The sequence below is a fragment of the Cupriavidus sp. C2SS-8b genome (assembly GCF_057073745.1).
Window position 1 is genome coordinate 2439872 of the sequence record NZ_CP172716.1, and the last position, 13116, is coordinate 2452987.

The window sequence follows — 13116 nt, forward strand, 5'->3', positions numbered from 1 at the left end:
CAAACAGCCAACATGCGATTCTCCGTCTATCAGGAAAGCAGGAAAGGCGGCCGCCGCATCAACCAGGACCGCATGGGCTACTGCTTCACGCGCGATGCCCTGCTGATGGTGCTGGCCGACGGCCTGGGCGGCCATGCATTGGGCGAAGTCGCCGCGCAGCAGGCGCTGCAGACGCTGGCGCGCCAGTTCCAGACGCAGGCCCGGCCGACAATCCGCAACCCGGCGGATTTCCTGCAGGACACCATCATGCTGGCCCACCGCGAGATCCACCGCTACGCGGAGGCTCACCGGCTGTCGGACGTGCCGCGCACGACGGTGGTCTGCTGCCTGGTGCAGCAGGGCCAGATCCATTGGGCGCACGCCGGCGATTCGCGCTTCTACCTGGTCCGCAAAGGCCGGCTGCTGACGCGCACGCGCGATCACTCGAAGATCGAGAACCTGCTGCAACAGGAACGCGTGCTGCCCATGGAAGTCGCCAACCATCCCGAGCGCAACAAGCTCTACAACTGCCTGGGCTCGCCCAACCTGCCGCTGATCGACATCGGCGGCCCGCTGCGGCTTGATCCGGGCGATGTTGCGCTGCTCGGATCCGACGGCCTCTGGGGACCGCTCGAAGAGCCGGAGATCGTCGACCGCCTCACCCGGCTGTCCGTGGTTCAGGCCGTACCCGAACTGATTTCACGCGCGCTCGAAAAAGCCGGCGAAGGTGCCGATAACACCACCGGGATCGCCATGATGTGGGAGCTGGATGCCAGCGCCACGGGTGACGAATCCGTCATGACGGACACCCTGCCGCTGAACGCCTTCACGACTTCCATCCTGGAGCGCCCCGGCAACGACGCCGATCTCCTGTCAGAAGAGGAGATCGAGCGCTCCATCGCCGAAATCCGCGCGGCCATCGACAAGACCAGCAACCTGATGCGCTGAGCGCAGCCAACCGGCAACGGCGGGAAGGCGGGCACGCCAGGCCCGCCGGCGTTAGAATCGCGGTCTCCACCGATTCGAGCGAACATTCCATGCGACCCAGCGGACGCGCAGCCGATGCGCTGCGTTCTATCAGCCTGACCCGTCACTACACCCGCCATGCCGAAGGCTCCGTGCTGTGCGCGTTCGGCGACACCAAGGTGCTGTGCACCGCCAGCGTGCTGTCCAAGGTTCCGCCGCACAAGAAAGGCAGCGGCGAGGGCTGGGTCACGGCCGAATACGGCATGCTGCCCCGCGCCACGCATACGCGCTCGGACCGCGAAGCCGCGCGTGGCAAGCAGACCGGCCGCACCCAGGAAATCCAGCGGCTGATCGGCCGCGCCATGCGCACGGTGTTTGACCTGGCCGCGCTCGGCGAATACACGCTGCACCTCGACTGCGACGTGCTGCAGGCCGACGGCGGCACCCGTACCGCCGCGATTACCGGCGCGTTCGTGGCCGCGCATGACGCGGTCTCGTCCATGCTGCGCAACGGCCAGATCAGCGCCAGCCCGATCCGCGACTTCGTCGCCGCCGTGTCGGTCGGCATGGTCGACGGCGTGCCGGTGCTCGACCTCGACTATGCCGAGGACAGCAACTGCGATACCGACATGAACGTGGTCATGACCGGCAGCGGCGGCTTTGTCGAGGTACAAGGCACGGCCGAGGGCGCCCCGTTCAGCCGCCCCGAACTCGACGCCATGACGCGCCTGGCCGAGGCCGGCATCGCGCAACTGGTGCAGCACCAGCGCCAGGCGCTGGGCCTGGCCTGAAGGACGCGGCACACCATGCAACGCCTGGTACTGGCCTCCAACAACCCCGGCAAGCTGCGCGAATTCGGCGCGCTGCTGGCCCCGCTCGGTTTTGATGTGGTGCCGCAAGGCCAACTGGGCGTGCCTGAAGCCGAAGAGCCGTTCTGCACCTTTGTCGAGAACGCGCTGGCCAAGGCCAGGCATGCCAGCCGGCTGTCCGGCATGCCCGCACTGGCGGACGATTCGGGCATCTGCGTGCAGGCGCTGGACGGCGCCCCCGGCGTCTACTCGGCGCGCTACGCGCAGATGGCCGGTCAGGCCAAGTCCGATGCCGCCAACAATGCGCACCTGATCTCGCAGCTCGCCGGCAAGCCGAACCGCCGCGCGCATTATTACTGCGTGCTCGTCTTCGTCCGGCATGCCGCCGATCCGTGCCCGATCATCGCGGAAGGCGTATGGCATGGCGAAGTCGTCGATGCCCCGCGTGGTGCCGGCGGCTTCGGCTACGACGCGCACTTCCTGCTGCCCGATCTGGGCAAGACCGCGGCCGAGCTGCCCGCCGACGAAAAGAATGCCGTCAGCCATCGCGCGCTGGCACTGCGTTCGCTGGCAGCGCGCCTGCAAACCGAAGGCCGCGGGCAGGCTGCGCGATGATCCCGATCGTACCGGCGGGCACACCGCCTGCCGCGCCTGCCGACAACACGCAGCTCTGGCTCAAGCCGGGCCAGATCGCGCTGCCCGGCTCCCCGCCGCTATCGCTCTACGTGCATGTGCCGTGGTGCGTGCGCAAATGCCCCTATTGCGATTTCAATTCGCACGCGGTGCCCGGGAAGGACGGCGGCCATGACATTCCGGAAGACGCCTACCTGGACGCCCTGCGCGCCGACCTGGAGCAATCGCTGCCGCTGGTATGGGGCCGCGCGGTCCATACCGTGTTCATCGGCGGCGGCACGCCGAGCCTGCTGTCGGCGGCCGGCATGGACCGGCTGCTGTCCGATATCCGCGCGCTGCTGCCGCTCGACGCCGATGCCGAGATCACGATGGAGGCCAACCCGGGCACCTTCGAGGCCGAACGCTTCGCCAGCTACCGCGCGAGCGGCGTGAACCGGCTGTCGATCGGCATCCAGAGCTTCAACGACAGCCACCTGCAGTCGCTCGGCCGCATCCATGGCGAGCGCGAGGCACGCGCGGCCATCGACATCGCGCAGCGCAGCTTCGACAACATCAACCTGGACCTGATGTACGCGCTGCCCGGCCAGACCATGGAGCAGTGCCGCAGCGACCTGGAGGCGGCGCTGTCGTACGGCACCACGCACCTGTCGCTCTACCACCTCACGCTGGAGCCGAACACGCTGTTCGCCAAGTACCCGCCCGCGCTGCCGGACGATGACCTGGCCTACGAAATGCAGGACCTGATCGAAGCGCGCACGGCAGGGGCCGGTTATCGCCACTACGAGACCTCGGCCTATTCGCGCCCGCACCGCGAAGCGCGGCACAACCTGAACTACTGGCGCTTTGGCGACTACCTTGGCATCGGCGCGGGCGCGCATGGCAAGCTGTCGTTTCCCAACCGCATCCTGCGCCAGATGCGCCACAAGCACCCGGCCACCTACATGGCGCAGGCCATGGCCGGCAACGCCGTGCAGGAGGCACGCGAAGTCGGCGCGGACGAACTGCCGTTCGAATTCATGCTCAACGCGCTGCGCCTGACCGACGGCGTGCCGGCCTCCAGCTTCCACGACATGACGGGGCTGCCGCTGCATACCATCAGCCGGCAGCTCGCGGCGGCGGAGAAGAAGGGATTGCTCGATGCCGACCCCACGGTGATTCGTCCGACCGAACTCGGCAGACGCTTCCTCAACGACCTGCAGGAGATGTTCCTGAAGGACTGAGGAAGGCGGCGCATCTGACCCGAAAGCAAGAAGGCCACGGCAATGCCGTGGCCTTCTTGCCTAGCGAGCGATACCCGATCAGTACGGCACGGCCATGTCGTTGGCCACGCGGGCACGCATGCCGACCTGCAGGTTGCCCAGGTTGGTCTGCGTCACTGTGGCGACGCGGCCATCATCGAGCCGCACGTTCACGCGATAGGCGGTTTGCGTATTGCTCCCCGCACGCTTCTCGATCTGGTTGCCGGCCACGGCGCCAAGCACCGCGCCACCGATCGTCGCCGCTGTCTGTCCGGTGCCACCACCGACCTGGTGTCCCAGCAGCCCGCCTGCGGCACCACCGATCACGGTGCCGAGCAGGCCGGAACTGTTCTGTGTGTTGGTAATCGGCTCGATGGATTCCACCCGGCCGTAGTAGACCGATCCAGCCGGCGCCTGCGACGAATAGCCGCCGTTGCTGGTCTGCGGCGGAGGCGGCGCGTTGTAGCCAGTGTTGTTGTAGCCGGCGTTGTTGTACCCATTGTTGTAAGGCGCCGCGCAACCGGCCAGACCGATTGCCGCGAGCACGGCTGCAAGCGCCATTCGATTTTTCGACTTGCTTTGCATCTGGAATTCTCCTCTGTTGCCAGGTGAAGCCGGGAAAGCGGCACTTACTGCAGTTCCCGGCACACCGGTATGAGCCGTGCGGCAGCGTGAAGGTTCCGCCATGTCAGACAGGCTCCGACAACAGGATCACAGGAATCACCAAGGAAGCGCCCGGGCCTTGTATAATGCGCGGCCTGTACTGGCCCTTGCGCCAGCGGCGTGTCGCGCAATCGCGCTACAATGCCGGCACTTTACGGAAGCGTGGCCGAGTGGTTTAAGGCAGCAGTCTTGAAAACTGCCGATGGGGTGACCCATCCGTGAGTTCGAATCTCACCGCTTCCGCCAGTTTCCCGCACGCGCGGCCGGCCGCGCATCTGCCGAATTTCCTCGCCCCCAGACAGCGCCGTGGCCCGCGGATCAGCGGGATGGAACCCCGCTCCGCGCCCAGATACCGCGACCGTTACTCCGCATTGCCCTCCGCAGCCTGAAGCACGCTCCTGGCAGGCGCACCACTGCCGTGCCCATTGGCCAGTTCCGGCGTGACGCCATGCGATGGCGCAGCGAAGCTTCCCGCCTCGCGCTTGAAGCGACCGCCGATATGGCCCGCCACACGCGGCGCAGCGTAGCGCGCCCCGTAGATGAAGCGCAGTGCCGGGCCAAAGCTCATGGCGGCGGCGGGGCCTAGCACATACAGGTCGCGCACGCTGGTTTCGAAGTTCGATGTCAGGTCCGGCGAGCCGTCGACCATCGAAAGGGCGCTCAGGATCTCCGACGAAAGAAAAGCGTGCCGCGCCATATCCACCTTGAAGCCCGTCGCGAGTACAACATGGTCAGCACTGATGGCCGATGTTTCGCTTCCTGAATCGACCTCCAGCACGATCCGGCCATTCCTGATTTCTGCGCGGCTCACCTCCGTCCGCGTCGATATCTCGATCTTGCCCTCGACACGATTGCGCAGCCACCACGCCCCGGACGGCCCCCATGATGTGTCCAGAATCTTCTGCCGCTGCGGAAGGCTCAACGCGTGGAACGAGGCGGGATACTCGGACAACAGATAGGACATCGCCAGCAACCACGGCTTGTTGGAATCCCATCCGCGCCCCAGGCCGACACGCGCCCGCAGCAGCCGGGATACGAGCCCGCTCGACGTCCGCGGTTCGCGGCTCCAGTTGACGGCATCGCCACGCACCAGCAGGCGCACCCGCGCCCCAGCCGCGCTCATCGATGCCGCCAGCCCGATTGCCGACTGCCCGCCGCCAACGATCACGACGTCCTTGTCCTTCGCCCACGCCGAATCACCGAAATCTCCGGAATGCAGCACGTAGGGCCGCGGCACACCGAGCAGCGTCGAAGGGGCCTGCCCGAACGACTTCAGGCCCAGCGACAGGATGACGCGCCTGGCCACCAGCGAACTTCCATCACTCAGGCCAAGCCGGAAATACCCGTCCTTGCGGCACATGTCCTGCACTTCCACCGGCCGGATATGCCCGACCAGCTCCGACTGGAACCACTGTCCATAGTCGACGAACATTTCCACCGGCAGATGAAGGCCCACCGACTTGTATTCCATGTGGTTGCGTCGGCAATACGCTTCGACCGTATAGCCGCCGCATGGCGAATAGAGGCTCGAGGCGAATGCCTCGGAGCGCAAAAGCATCCCGGGTGGCGTGAAATTCTTCCAGGCGTGCATCGGGATCCCGAGAACCTGATGGGGCACGCCAGCCTCCGACAGATAGGCGGAGGTCGACAAGCCATAGGGACCGGCCCCGACAATGACGGTATCCGTGGACGAGATCATTATTGCTCTTCCCGATAGGTTTTCCCGACTCTCGCACCACCGCGCCGGGCGGCCCACTGCCTGGACAGTGGGTAAGTCCAGGGCCAATGCCGGCATGGCCCCGCGCAAGCCCCCTGCGCCCCTGGGTCACGTCGCTCAACCTGGATTGCCGCAGTCTGGAACCGGGCCGCCGCGCCGTCCGTTCGGGCCCGCACACTCCCCTTTCGTCGCGCGTCTTGCTGGCCGGTGGCTCCCGATGCGCCAGCACCACCAAACGTGGGGCCGGCCACACTAGGCGCTTCCCATGAGGCCCGCGCGCTGATTAGATGGATGCCGGCAAGACGCGCCGACCGGTGGCGCACACCCGCAGATTCCGCACTCTCACGCCCCTGACGGCTCGATCATGAAGCGCTTGTTCGACGTGGCATTCTCCGCGGTCGCCCTGCTGATGCTGGCGATCCCGTTGCTGATCCTGGCTGCCGCCGTGCGCTGGAAACTGGGAGCGCCCGTGCTGTTCCGGCCCACGCGCGTGGGCCTCGGCAACCGGCTTTTCACGGCGGTGAAATTCCGCACCATGACCGACGCGCGCGGCCCGGACGGCCAGTTGCTGCCCGACGAAGAGAGGCTCACGCCGTTCGGCAGGTTCCTGCGCCGCTCCAGCCTCGATGAACTGCCGCAGTTCTGGTGCGTCCTGGTCGGAACCATGAGCGTGATCGGCCCGCGGCCATTGCCGCCGAAGTACCTGCCGTTCTATTCGCCGGCGCAAGCGCGCCGGCACCTGGTGCGGCCGGGCATCTCCGGCTGGGCCCAGGTCAACGGGCGGAACTCCCTGTCCTGGGAGGAAAAATTCCGCCTGGACACCTGGTACGTCGATCACCGCACGTTCTGGCTGGACCTGAACATTGTCTGGCTGACGATCGGCATCGTCATACGGCGGCAGGGCATCAACGCCACGGGCGACGTGGAGGTTCCGGACTTCACCGGCAGCCCGGTCGCGCAGTCCGGAGGCAGCCAGGCCGCACGCGCGCCCAGCGAAGACATTCCAGCCCATCCGGCATTGTGAGCAGTGACAGGCGCATGCACCAATGGCAGGACGTCAATACAAGCGGCGGCACTCGGTGGACCACCACACATAGCGCGCTACTTTATGTCCGGCCGTTCTGGTTAGATGAGACCTGTGATGCAGCGGGTGTGTAAAAGATGCAATGGCAACGGGATGGGCGTCCCGGCTTCGGTCGAGCGCTCCGTAGATGGAAAAGCATGGCCCTTTAGTCCAGACTCCAGGCCGCCGCCGTCTCCACGACGGGCGCCGGAATCCGCACAAAACGAACCGGCCTCAACGAAGGCCGGACCATTGGGCTTGGCATGGCGTTGGGGTGATCATGAATGTGCTTCTGACGTGTGTAGGTAGAAGACGCTACCTCGTGGAGTACCTGAAGTCCGAACTCAACGGAACCGGCATGGTGCTTGGCGTGGACAACCAGCGCAGTGCACCCGCTGCCAGTGTTTGCGACATGTTCTTGCTCGCGCCCGACGTCTATGCGGAGAGCTACATCGACTACCTGGTGGACGTGTGCCGTACGCGCCAGGTTGCGGCCCTGCTTTCGCTGAACGATCTCGAGCTTCCCCTGATCGCGGAACACGCGCATCGCTTTCGCGATGTCGGGACCGTACCGGTAGTCTCGTCGGCGGAGGTGATTCGTCTTTGCGCGGACAAGCTGATGACAGCCCACTTCGCCGAGTCGATCGGCGTGTCGGTCCCGCGCAGCTATGCAACCCTGCAAAGCGCCGAGGACGCGCTGTCGGCGGCCGAAATCACCTTTCCTCTGGTGGTCAAGCCGCGCTGGGGCAGCGCAAGCTTCGGCATCTTCTATGTCGAGAGCCTGCAGGAGCTGCGTTTTGCCCATGCGTACTGCGCGCGTATCTGGCTGCAATCGAAGTTTGCCCGCATCGGGGAGCCCGATGCGCTGGTCCTGATCCAGGAAATGGTCTGCGGGCAGGAATATGGCCTCGATGTCTTCAACGACCTGGAGGCCGCGCCGGTCGGCGTGGCCGTGCGCAAGAAACTGTCGATGCGTGCCGGCGAGACCGACCGCGCGATTACCGTCGAAAGCGAATCGTTCAGCGACCTGGCTACGCGCATCAGCCGCGGCCTGCGGCATATCGGCAACCTGGACTGCGACGTCATCGTCCGCGACGGACGCCAGTACCTGCTGGAAATGAACCCGCGGTTCGGCGGCGGCTATCCCTTTACCCACCTCGCCGGCGCGAACCTGATCCGGGTGCTGCTGAACTGCCTGCGCGGCACGCACCAGGGCGAGGAAATCCGCTACCAGGCGGGGCTGGAACTCGCCAAGTGCGACTTCCTCGCTGGCGTCGAAGCCCCGGCAGGACAAGACTGAAAGCCGCCGCAGCGGCGTTCATCGGCGCGCTCAGGAATAGGCCTGGAACACCTTGGCCTTGCCGTCCCGCAACACCAGCAGCACGTCATAAGGCGTCTTGCGTCCGCCATACTCGGGCCCGTCCATGCCCGGCGACCCCAGCGGCATGCCCGGCACGGCCAGTCCCACGGCGACCGGGCGCTCGCGCAACAGCCGGCGGATCTCGCGTGCCGGCACGTGTCCTTCGAGCGCGTAGCCTTCCACCACCGCGGTATGGCAGGAACCATAGCGCTCGGGCATGCCCGCCTTGCTGCGCGCGCCAGGGAGATCCTCCACTTCGTACGTCGTGACCTGGAAGCCGTTGCCCTGCAGATGCGAGACCCAGTCCTTGCAGCAGCCGCACGCGGGGGATTTCCAGACCTTGACGGCCGTCGCGGCCTGCGCAGCCCCGGCCCAGGCTGCCGCGGGCAACAGCGCCAGCGCAGCGAGAACGGTCCGGCGGAGGGGATTGGTGATATCAGGTTCGGCTTTCATCGATTGGAATGGATGAGAGGTTCAGGGAGCGGGACCGCGAAATCAGTGCCCGGGAGACAGCGTGCCAAGCCACGCCACGAGCCACAGCACGACCATGGCACACGCCGACTCGCATCGCAGGCTGCGGCGCAGCGCAAGCACGGCGGCGCCATCGTCGCGCCGATGCACGGCGTGCGCCAGCCGCGGCGCCAGGCGGTAGCGATTGACGGCCGCCAGCCCGATCATGGCGCAGAACAGCGCGAGCTTGGCCAGCAAGAGCCCGCCATAGCGCGTGGACAGCAAGACGGACAGCTCCGGCCCGGCGATCAGGATGTAGTTGGCGACGCCGGTCACCGCCAGCAAGGCGACGATGCCGGCACCGACGTGGGCAAATCCACTTGCCGCGCGGCTCAGTTCGGCCACGCTGCCTGCCGTGGCGGTGCGCTTCGGCGACGACATCGACACAAACACCGCCAGTGCGCCCACCCAGGCGCCGGCGGCCAGCAGATGCGCGATATCGGTGGGCAGATGGATGGCGCTCCGCAGGCCTTCGCTCATCACCCCATGCCCGCCCCAGGCGAGCGTGGCCAGGGCGATCGCCGCGGCCACTGGCAGAAGGATGCGTGTTGCCCGCCAATGACACGGCGCCATGCTTGCCAGCACGCAGACGAGCAGCGCCAGCATCCGGACCTGCCACGCCATGCCCAGGCCGGTCTCGGTCACGATCATGCGCAGCGTCCCGGCGTGGATGGCAAGGTAGGACTCCGCGCCCATCATGATCCTGGCTGTCACCAGCAGGCCCACGCCGGAAAGCACGATGCCGGCCACCGCGAGGGATGCCGTGATGCAGCCACCGCAGGTGGCACGCAGCGCATCCCCACGCAGCAGCCACATCGACGCAAGCGGCACGCCGAACAACAGCGCCAGATCGGCATACAGCACAAAACGCAGGACGATGTTGGCCCAGTCAGCATCCATCGGCTATTTCACGGTGAACGTAAGCTTGCCGCTGACCGGATGCGTGTCGGCCGCCACGGCGCGCCAGTCCAGGCGATAGGTACCTGGCACAAGCTGGCTCGCAGGCGTGATCACCATCGTCTTCGGATCCTCGCCGGCCGATACGCGCGTGGCCACGCTCATGGGCCCATGGTCCGCCATGCCGGGCATCCCCGTCATGACCAGCTTGGCGCCGGAAACGCGCGTGACCAGGTTCTCCGAGAACCGCAGTTCGATCCGCGCGGGCGCCGCGATCTCGGCATTGTCGGCCGGCGTGGTCGCGAGCAGTTGCGGATGCGCGAAAGCCTGGCCGGCGGCGAGCAGCGCCGATACGGCCAGCAAGGACTTTGCAAGGCTACGGATGTCGAACATGGGGGCACCTTCGTGTGATGGTTTGATGGCTGGCTTGCGCAAGCATGCCTCAGAACCAGGCCCGCACGCCAGCCACGAAGCGGGTCTCGCCGCTGCGGCCGCCGGCGGTCCGGACCATGTCCGACGTATTGCCGAAGGCCTGGTACCGCTCGACGCCGATATAGGGGGCGAACTGGCGGTTGATCTCATAGCGCAGGCGCAGCCCCACTGTACCGTTCGACAGGCCGCTGCCGGTGCCGGTTTCCGGATCGTTCCTGCCGTACAGGCTGGCTTCGATGCGCGGCTGCAGGATGAGGCGTTGCGTGATCAGCAGTTCGTACTCGGCCGCCAGGCGCAGCGCGGTGCGCCCGCTGTCGCCGACGTAGGCCGTGGCATCGACTTCGAACCAGTACGGTGCCAGGCCCTGCACGCCGAACGCCATCCAGTTGCGCGCCGGACGTCCGCTGCCCACGTCATTGCGCCAGCCAAGCTGCGTGTCCCAGTACGGTGCGATGGCGTGGCCCCACAGCAGTTCGGTGCGCGCATCGTGCACCTTGCCACCCGCGGCTTCGCCTTCTGTCTTGATGACAAGCCGGTTATACGTGCCGCCGAACCACGCCTGCGCTTCCCAGTTTGCGGCGTTGGCACCATTGGCATGCGCCCACTCCAGCCTGTCGACGAGTACCGAGCCAAAGGTGTGCTCGTCGGCCATGTGAAGGTGGCGTGTGTTGCCCAGCGCGTACTGGCCCGTGCCAAGCTGATAGCCGCCCGAGTATGCATGCGGGTCGCGCGCGTCGGGCGGCGCGCTTCCGCCCTGCATCTTCATGTCGCCATGGTCCATCGCAGGCGCGGCCTGAGGCATCGGCGCCGCGGACGCGGGGCCTTCTTCCATGCCCTGCATGCCTTCCATGCCATCGTCTTCCACGGCGGGCGCGGCAGGATGTTGCGCATGTCCGGCATGCGGGTCCTGTGCCCACGCCGATGCGATCCCCGCGGCCGCGAGGATCGCGGCAAGCATGTTCCTGGCGTGCGCGCTCATGGCGGTCTTGCGTGTGAACCGGTCCATCACGACACCACCACTTCGCGGAACATGCCCGCATCCATATGCAGCATCAGGTGGCAATGCCATGCCCAGCGGCCAAGCGCGTCCGCCGTGACCAGGAAGCTGATGCGCTGCGCCGGCTGCACCGGGATCGTGTGTCGGCGCGCCTGGAACGTGCCGTCCGGCGCCTCCAGGTCGCTCCACATGCCGTGCATGTGCATCGGGTGGGTCATCATGGTGTCGTTGTGGAGGATGACGCGCAGCCGCTCGCCATGGCGGAAATGCACCGGTGTCGATTTGCCGAACTCGACGCCATCGAACGACCACGTGTAGCGCTCCATGTTGCCGGTCAGGTGGAGTTCGATCTCGCGCCCGGGCCCGCGCGGGTCCGGCGGGCCGCCCAGCGTGTGCATATCGGCCAGCGTCAGCACGCGCCGTCCGTTATTGCGCAGGCCGATGCCGGGGTCGTCGAGGTTCGTGCGCGGCGTGTCCACGCGCATATCGGTGCCAGCACCGTACTCGGTGCGCGCGTGGCGCACGGTCTTGCCGGGGACCTTGAGCGGATTGCCAGCAGCGGCGCCGTGCATCGCGTGCTGGCTGTGGTCCATGCCATGCTGCATGCCGGCATGGTCGGCGCCGCCATGCATGCCACCCATGTCGCCCATCATGTCGCCCATGGTCAGCCACTCGGCCTTGTCCGGCGCGGGCACCGGTGCCTGCATGCCGTCGCGCACGCTCAGCGTGCCCCTGGCATAGCCGGTGCGGTCCATCGACTGGGCGAAGATGGTGTAGGCATCGTCGCGCGGCTCGACCACGACGTCGCAGGTTTCGCCGGGCCCGAAGCGGAATTCGTCGACCGTCACCGGTTCGATGTTGATACCGTCGACCTGCACCACCTTCAGCTTCAGGCCCGGGATGCGCACGTCGAAGAAGGTATTGCCCGCCCCGTTGATCAACCGCAGCCTCACCTTCTCCCCAGGCCGGAACTGCGCAGTCCAATTGCCGGCCGGCGTCAGGCCATTCGTAAGGTAGGTCAGCGTGGCGCCGGACAGATCCGCGAGGTCGGTCGGGCTCATGCGCATCTGGTTCCACATGCGGCGCTTGTCGAGTGCGGCCTTGAGGCCATCGTTCGACATGTCGCGGAAAAAATCGACCACCGTTGGCTGGTTGTAGTTGTAGTAGTCGCTCTGGACCTTCAGCTTCGATAGCACGCGCATCGGGTCCTCGTCGGTCCAGTCCGACAGCAGCACCGTGTAATCGCGGTCGGCATGCACCAGGTCTTCGCCGGCCGGGTCGACGATGATGCCGCCATACAGCCCGATCATTTCCTGGAAGCCCGAATGCGAGTGGTACCAGTAGCTGCCGCTTTGCGCGACCTTGAAGCGGTAGGTGAAGGTTTCGCCCGGAGCGATGCCGTCGAAGCTGATGCCGGGCACGCCATCCATCTGGTACGGCAGGATGATGCCGTGCCAGTGGATTGAGGTCGCTTCGCGCAGGCGGTTGGTCACGCGGATGGTGACCGTCTCGCCCTCGCGCCAGCGCAGCGTCGGGCCGGGCAGCATGCCATTGATGGTGGTGGCCACGGCAGGCTTGCCGGTGAAGTTGACCACCGATTCGCCCACGACGAGATCGAACTCGGTGCCGCGCAGCACCGGCGCCGTGCCGAAGGCCGTCGCGGCCGGCTGTGCGGACGCCGTCCCCGGCCAGACGGGCAGACCCGCCACCACGCCGCCGGCCGCGAGCCCCTGCACAAAGCGTCTGCGGGACAGGTTGGGCAACAACAGGCCAGTGGAGGGATCGCGTCGCATGGAAAATCAGTCCTTGGAGAGTCGATAGCCGCACTTGTCAGCGGCAGGCAAAGCATACG

13 protein-coding genes and 1 tRNA gene are annotated in these 13116 nt (G+C 66.4%); 7 read left to right on the forward strand and 7 right to left on the reverse strand.

Annotated elements, in window-relative coordinates; genetic code table 11:
* Positions 1-12 precede the first annotated feature (12 nt).
* The 4 genes from ACIGJB_RS11290 (at position 13) to hemW (ending at position 3607) form a co-directional block, all read left to right on the forward strand.
* Positions 13-927: a PP2C family protein-serine/threonine phosphatase gene (locus ACIGJB_RS11290; RefSeq protein ID WP_483729903.1), complete on the forward strand. Its 915-nt coding sequence runs from the start codon at positions 13-15 to the stop codon at positions 925-927.
* Positions 928-1016: 89 nt separating this feature from the next.
* Positions 1017-1736 (forward strand): ribonuclease PH, encoded by a 720-nt coding sequence (gene rph, locus ACIGJB_RS11295; protein WP_483729904.1) that lies wholly within the window; start codon positions 1017-1019, stop codon positions 1734-1736.
* A 15-nt stretch (positions 1737-1751) separates the two neighbouring features.
* Entirely contained in the window at positions 1752-2369 is a 618-nt protein-coding gene (gene rdgB / locus ACIGJB_RS11300) for an RdgB/HAM1 family non-canonical purine NTP pyrophosphatase (protein ID WP_483729905.1), read from the forward strand.
* Complete coding sequence (gene hemW, locus ACIGJB_RS11305) at positions 2366-3607, forward strand: radical SAM family heme chaperone HemW (RefSeq protein ID WP_483729906.1); 1242 nt, start codon at positions 2366-2368, stop codon at positions 3605-3607. Before rdgB ends, hemW begins: the two co-directional genes overlap by 4 nt.
* Before the next feature lie 78 nt (positions 3608-3685).
* Here hemW and ACIGJB_RS11310 read toward each other — a convergent pair whose 3' ends face one another.
* Positions 3686-4186 carry an outer membrane lipoprotein gene (locus ACIGJB_RS11310; RefSeq protein WP_483729907.1) on the reverse strand — a complete coding sequence of 167 codons (501 nt, stop codon included), beginning with the start codon at positions 4184-4186 and terminating at the stop codon, positions 3686-3688.
* A gap of 258 nt (positions 4187-4444) precedes the next feature.
* Here ACIGJB_RS11310 and ACIGJB_RS11315 point away from each other — a divergent pair.
* Positions 4445-4534 (forward strand) — tRNA-Ser (locus ACIGJB_RS11315).
* Positions 4535-4649: 115 nt separating this feature from the next.
* Here ACIGJB_RS11315 and ACIGJB_RS11320 read toward each other — a convergent pair.
* Positions 4650-5987 (reverse strand): NAD(P)-binding domain-containing protein, encoded by a 1338-nt coding sequence (locus ACIGJB_RS11320; protein ID WP_483729908.1) that lies wholly within the window; start codon positions 5985-5987, stop codon positions 4650-4652.
* Positions 5988-6369: 382 nt separating this feature from the next.
* On the opposite strand from ACIGJB_RS11320, the gene ACIGJB_RS11325 reads away from it, so the two are divergent.
* Positions 6370-7029, forward strand: coding sequence for a sugar transferase (locus ACIGJB_RS11325; RefSeq protein ID WP_483729909.1), 660 nt, complete (start codon positions 6370-6372; stop codon positions 7027-7029).
* 319 nt (positions 7030-7348) lie between these two features.
* Complete coding sequence (locus ACIGJB_RS11330) at positions 7349-8368, forward strand: ATP-grasp domain-containing protein (protein WP_483729910.1); 1020 nt, start codon at positions 7349-7351, stop codon at positions 8366-8368.
* 30 nt (positions 8369-8398) lie between these two features.
* Here ACIGJB_RS11330 and ACIGJB_RS11335 read toward each other — a convergent pair whose 3' ends face one another.
* From ACIGJB_RS11335 to ACIGJB_RS11355, 5 genes are read right to left on the reverse strand one after another with little or no spacing between them, the layout of a single operon-like run.
* A complete protein-coding gene (locus ACIGJB_RS11335) occupies positions 8399-8881 on the reverse strand; it encodes a DUF411 domain-containing protein (protein ID WP_483729911.1) in 483 nt (160 codons plus the stop codon).
* Between the two features lie 42 nt (positions 8882-8923).
* Positions 8924-9838 (reverse strand): copper homeostasis membrane protein CopD, encoded by a 915-nt coding sequence (copD, locus tag ACIGJB_RS11340; RefSeq protein ID WP_483729912.1) that lies wholly within the window; start codon positions 9836-9838, stop codon positions 8924-8926.
* Between the two features lie 3 nt (positions 9839-9841).
* The gene (copC, locus tag ACIGJB_RS11345; RefSeq protein WP_483729913.1) at positions 9842-10228 is read right to left on the reverse strand and encodes a copper homeostasis periplasmic binding protein CopC; all 387 of its coding nucleotides are present in this window, start codon (positions 10226-10228) and stop codon (positions 9842-9844) included.
* A 49-nt stretch (positions 10229-10277) separates the two neighbouring features.
* Entirely contained in the window at positions 10278-11246 is a 969-nt protein-coding gene (locus tag ACIGJB_RS11350; RefSeq protein WP_483732317.1) for a copper resistance protein B, read from the reverse strand.
* Between the two features lie 26 nt (positions 11247-11272).
* On the reverse strand, positions 11273-13057 hold the full coding sequence (locus tag ACIGJB_RS11355) for a copper resistance system multicopper oxidase (RefSeq protein ID WP_483729914.1): 1785 nt from the start codon (positions 13055-13057) through the stop codon (positions 11273-11275).
* Positions 13058-13116: the final 59 nt, after the last annotated feature.

Bases quoted from the DNA above. Each gene is read 5' to 3' on its own strand.
- ACIGJB_RS11290 (WP_483729903.1), top strand. From the start codon at position 13: ATGCGATTCTCCGTCTATCAGGAAAGCAGGAAAGGCGGCCGCCGCATC.
- ACIGJB_RS11355 (WP_483729914.1), bottom strand. From the start codon at position 13,057: ATGCGACGCGATCCCTCCACTGGCCTGTTGTTGCCCAACCTGTCCCGC.
- copC (WP_483729913.1), bottom strand. From the start codon at position 10,228: ATGTTCGACATCCGTAGCCTTGCAAAGTCCTTGCTGGCCGTATCGGCG.
- copD (WP_483729912.1), bottom strand. From the start codon at position 9,838: ATGGATGCTGACTGGGCCAACATCGTCCTGCGTTTTGTGCTGTATGCC.
- hemW (WP_483729906.1), top strand. From the start codon at position 2,366: ATGATCCCGATCGTACCGGCGGGCACACCGCCTGCCGCGCCTGCCGAC.
- ACIGJB_RS11320 (WP_483729908.1), bottom strand. From the start codon at position 5,987: ATGATCTCGTCCACGGATACCGTCATTGTCGGGGCCGGTCCCTATGGC.
- ACIGJB_RS11330 (WP_483729910.1), top strand. From the start codon at position 7,349: ATGAATGTGCTTCTGACGTGTGTAGGTAGAAGACGCTACCTCGTGGAG.
- ACIGJB_RS11350 (WP_483732317.1), bottom strand. From the start codon at position 11,246: ATGAGCGCGCACGCCAGGAACATGCTTGCCGCGATCCTCGCGGCCGCG.
- ACIGJB_RS11335 (WP_483729911.1), bottom strand. From the start codon at position 8,881: ATGAAAGCCGAACCTGATATCACCAATCCCCTCCGCCGGACCGTTCTC.
- rdgB (WP_483729905.1), top strand. From the start codon at position 1,752: ATGCAACGCCTGGTACTGGCCTCCAACAACCCCGGCAAGCTGCGCGAA.
- ACIGJB_RS11325 (WP_483729909.1), top strand. From the start codon at position 6,370: ATGAAGCGCTTGTTCGACGTGGCATTCTCCGCGGTCGCCCTGCTGATG.
- ACIGJB_RS11310 (WP_483729907.1), bottom strand. From the start codon at position 4,186: ATGGCGCTTGCAGCCGTGCTCGCGGCAATCGGTCTGGCCGGTTGCGCG.
- rph (WP_483729904.1), top strand. From the start codon at position 1,017: ATGCGACCCAGCGGACGCGCAGCCGATGCGCTGCGTTCTATCAGCCTG.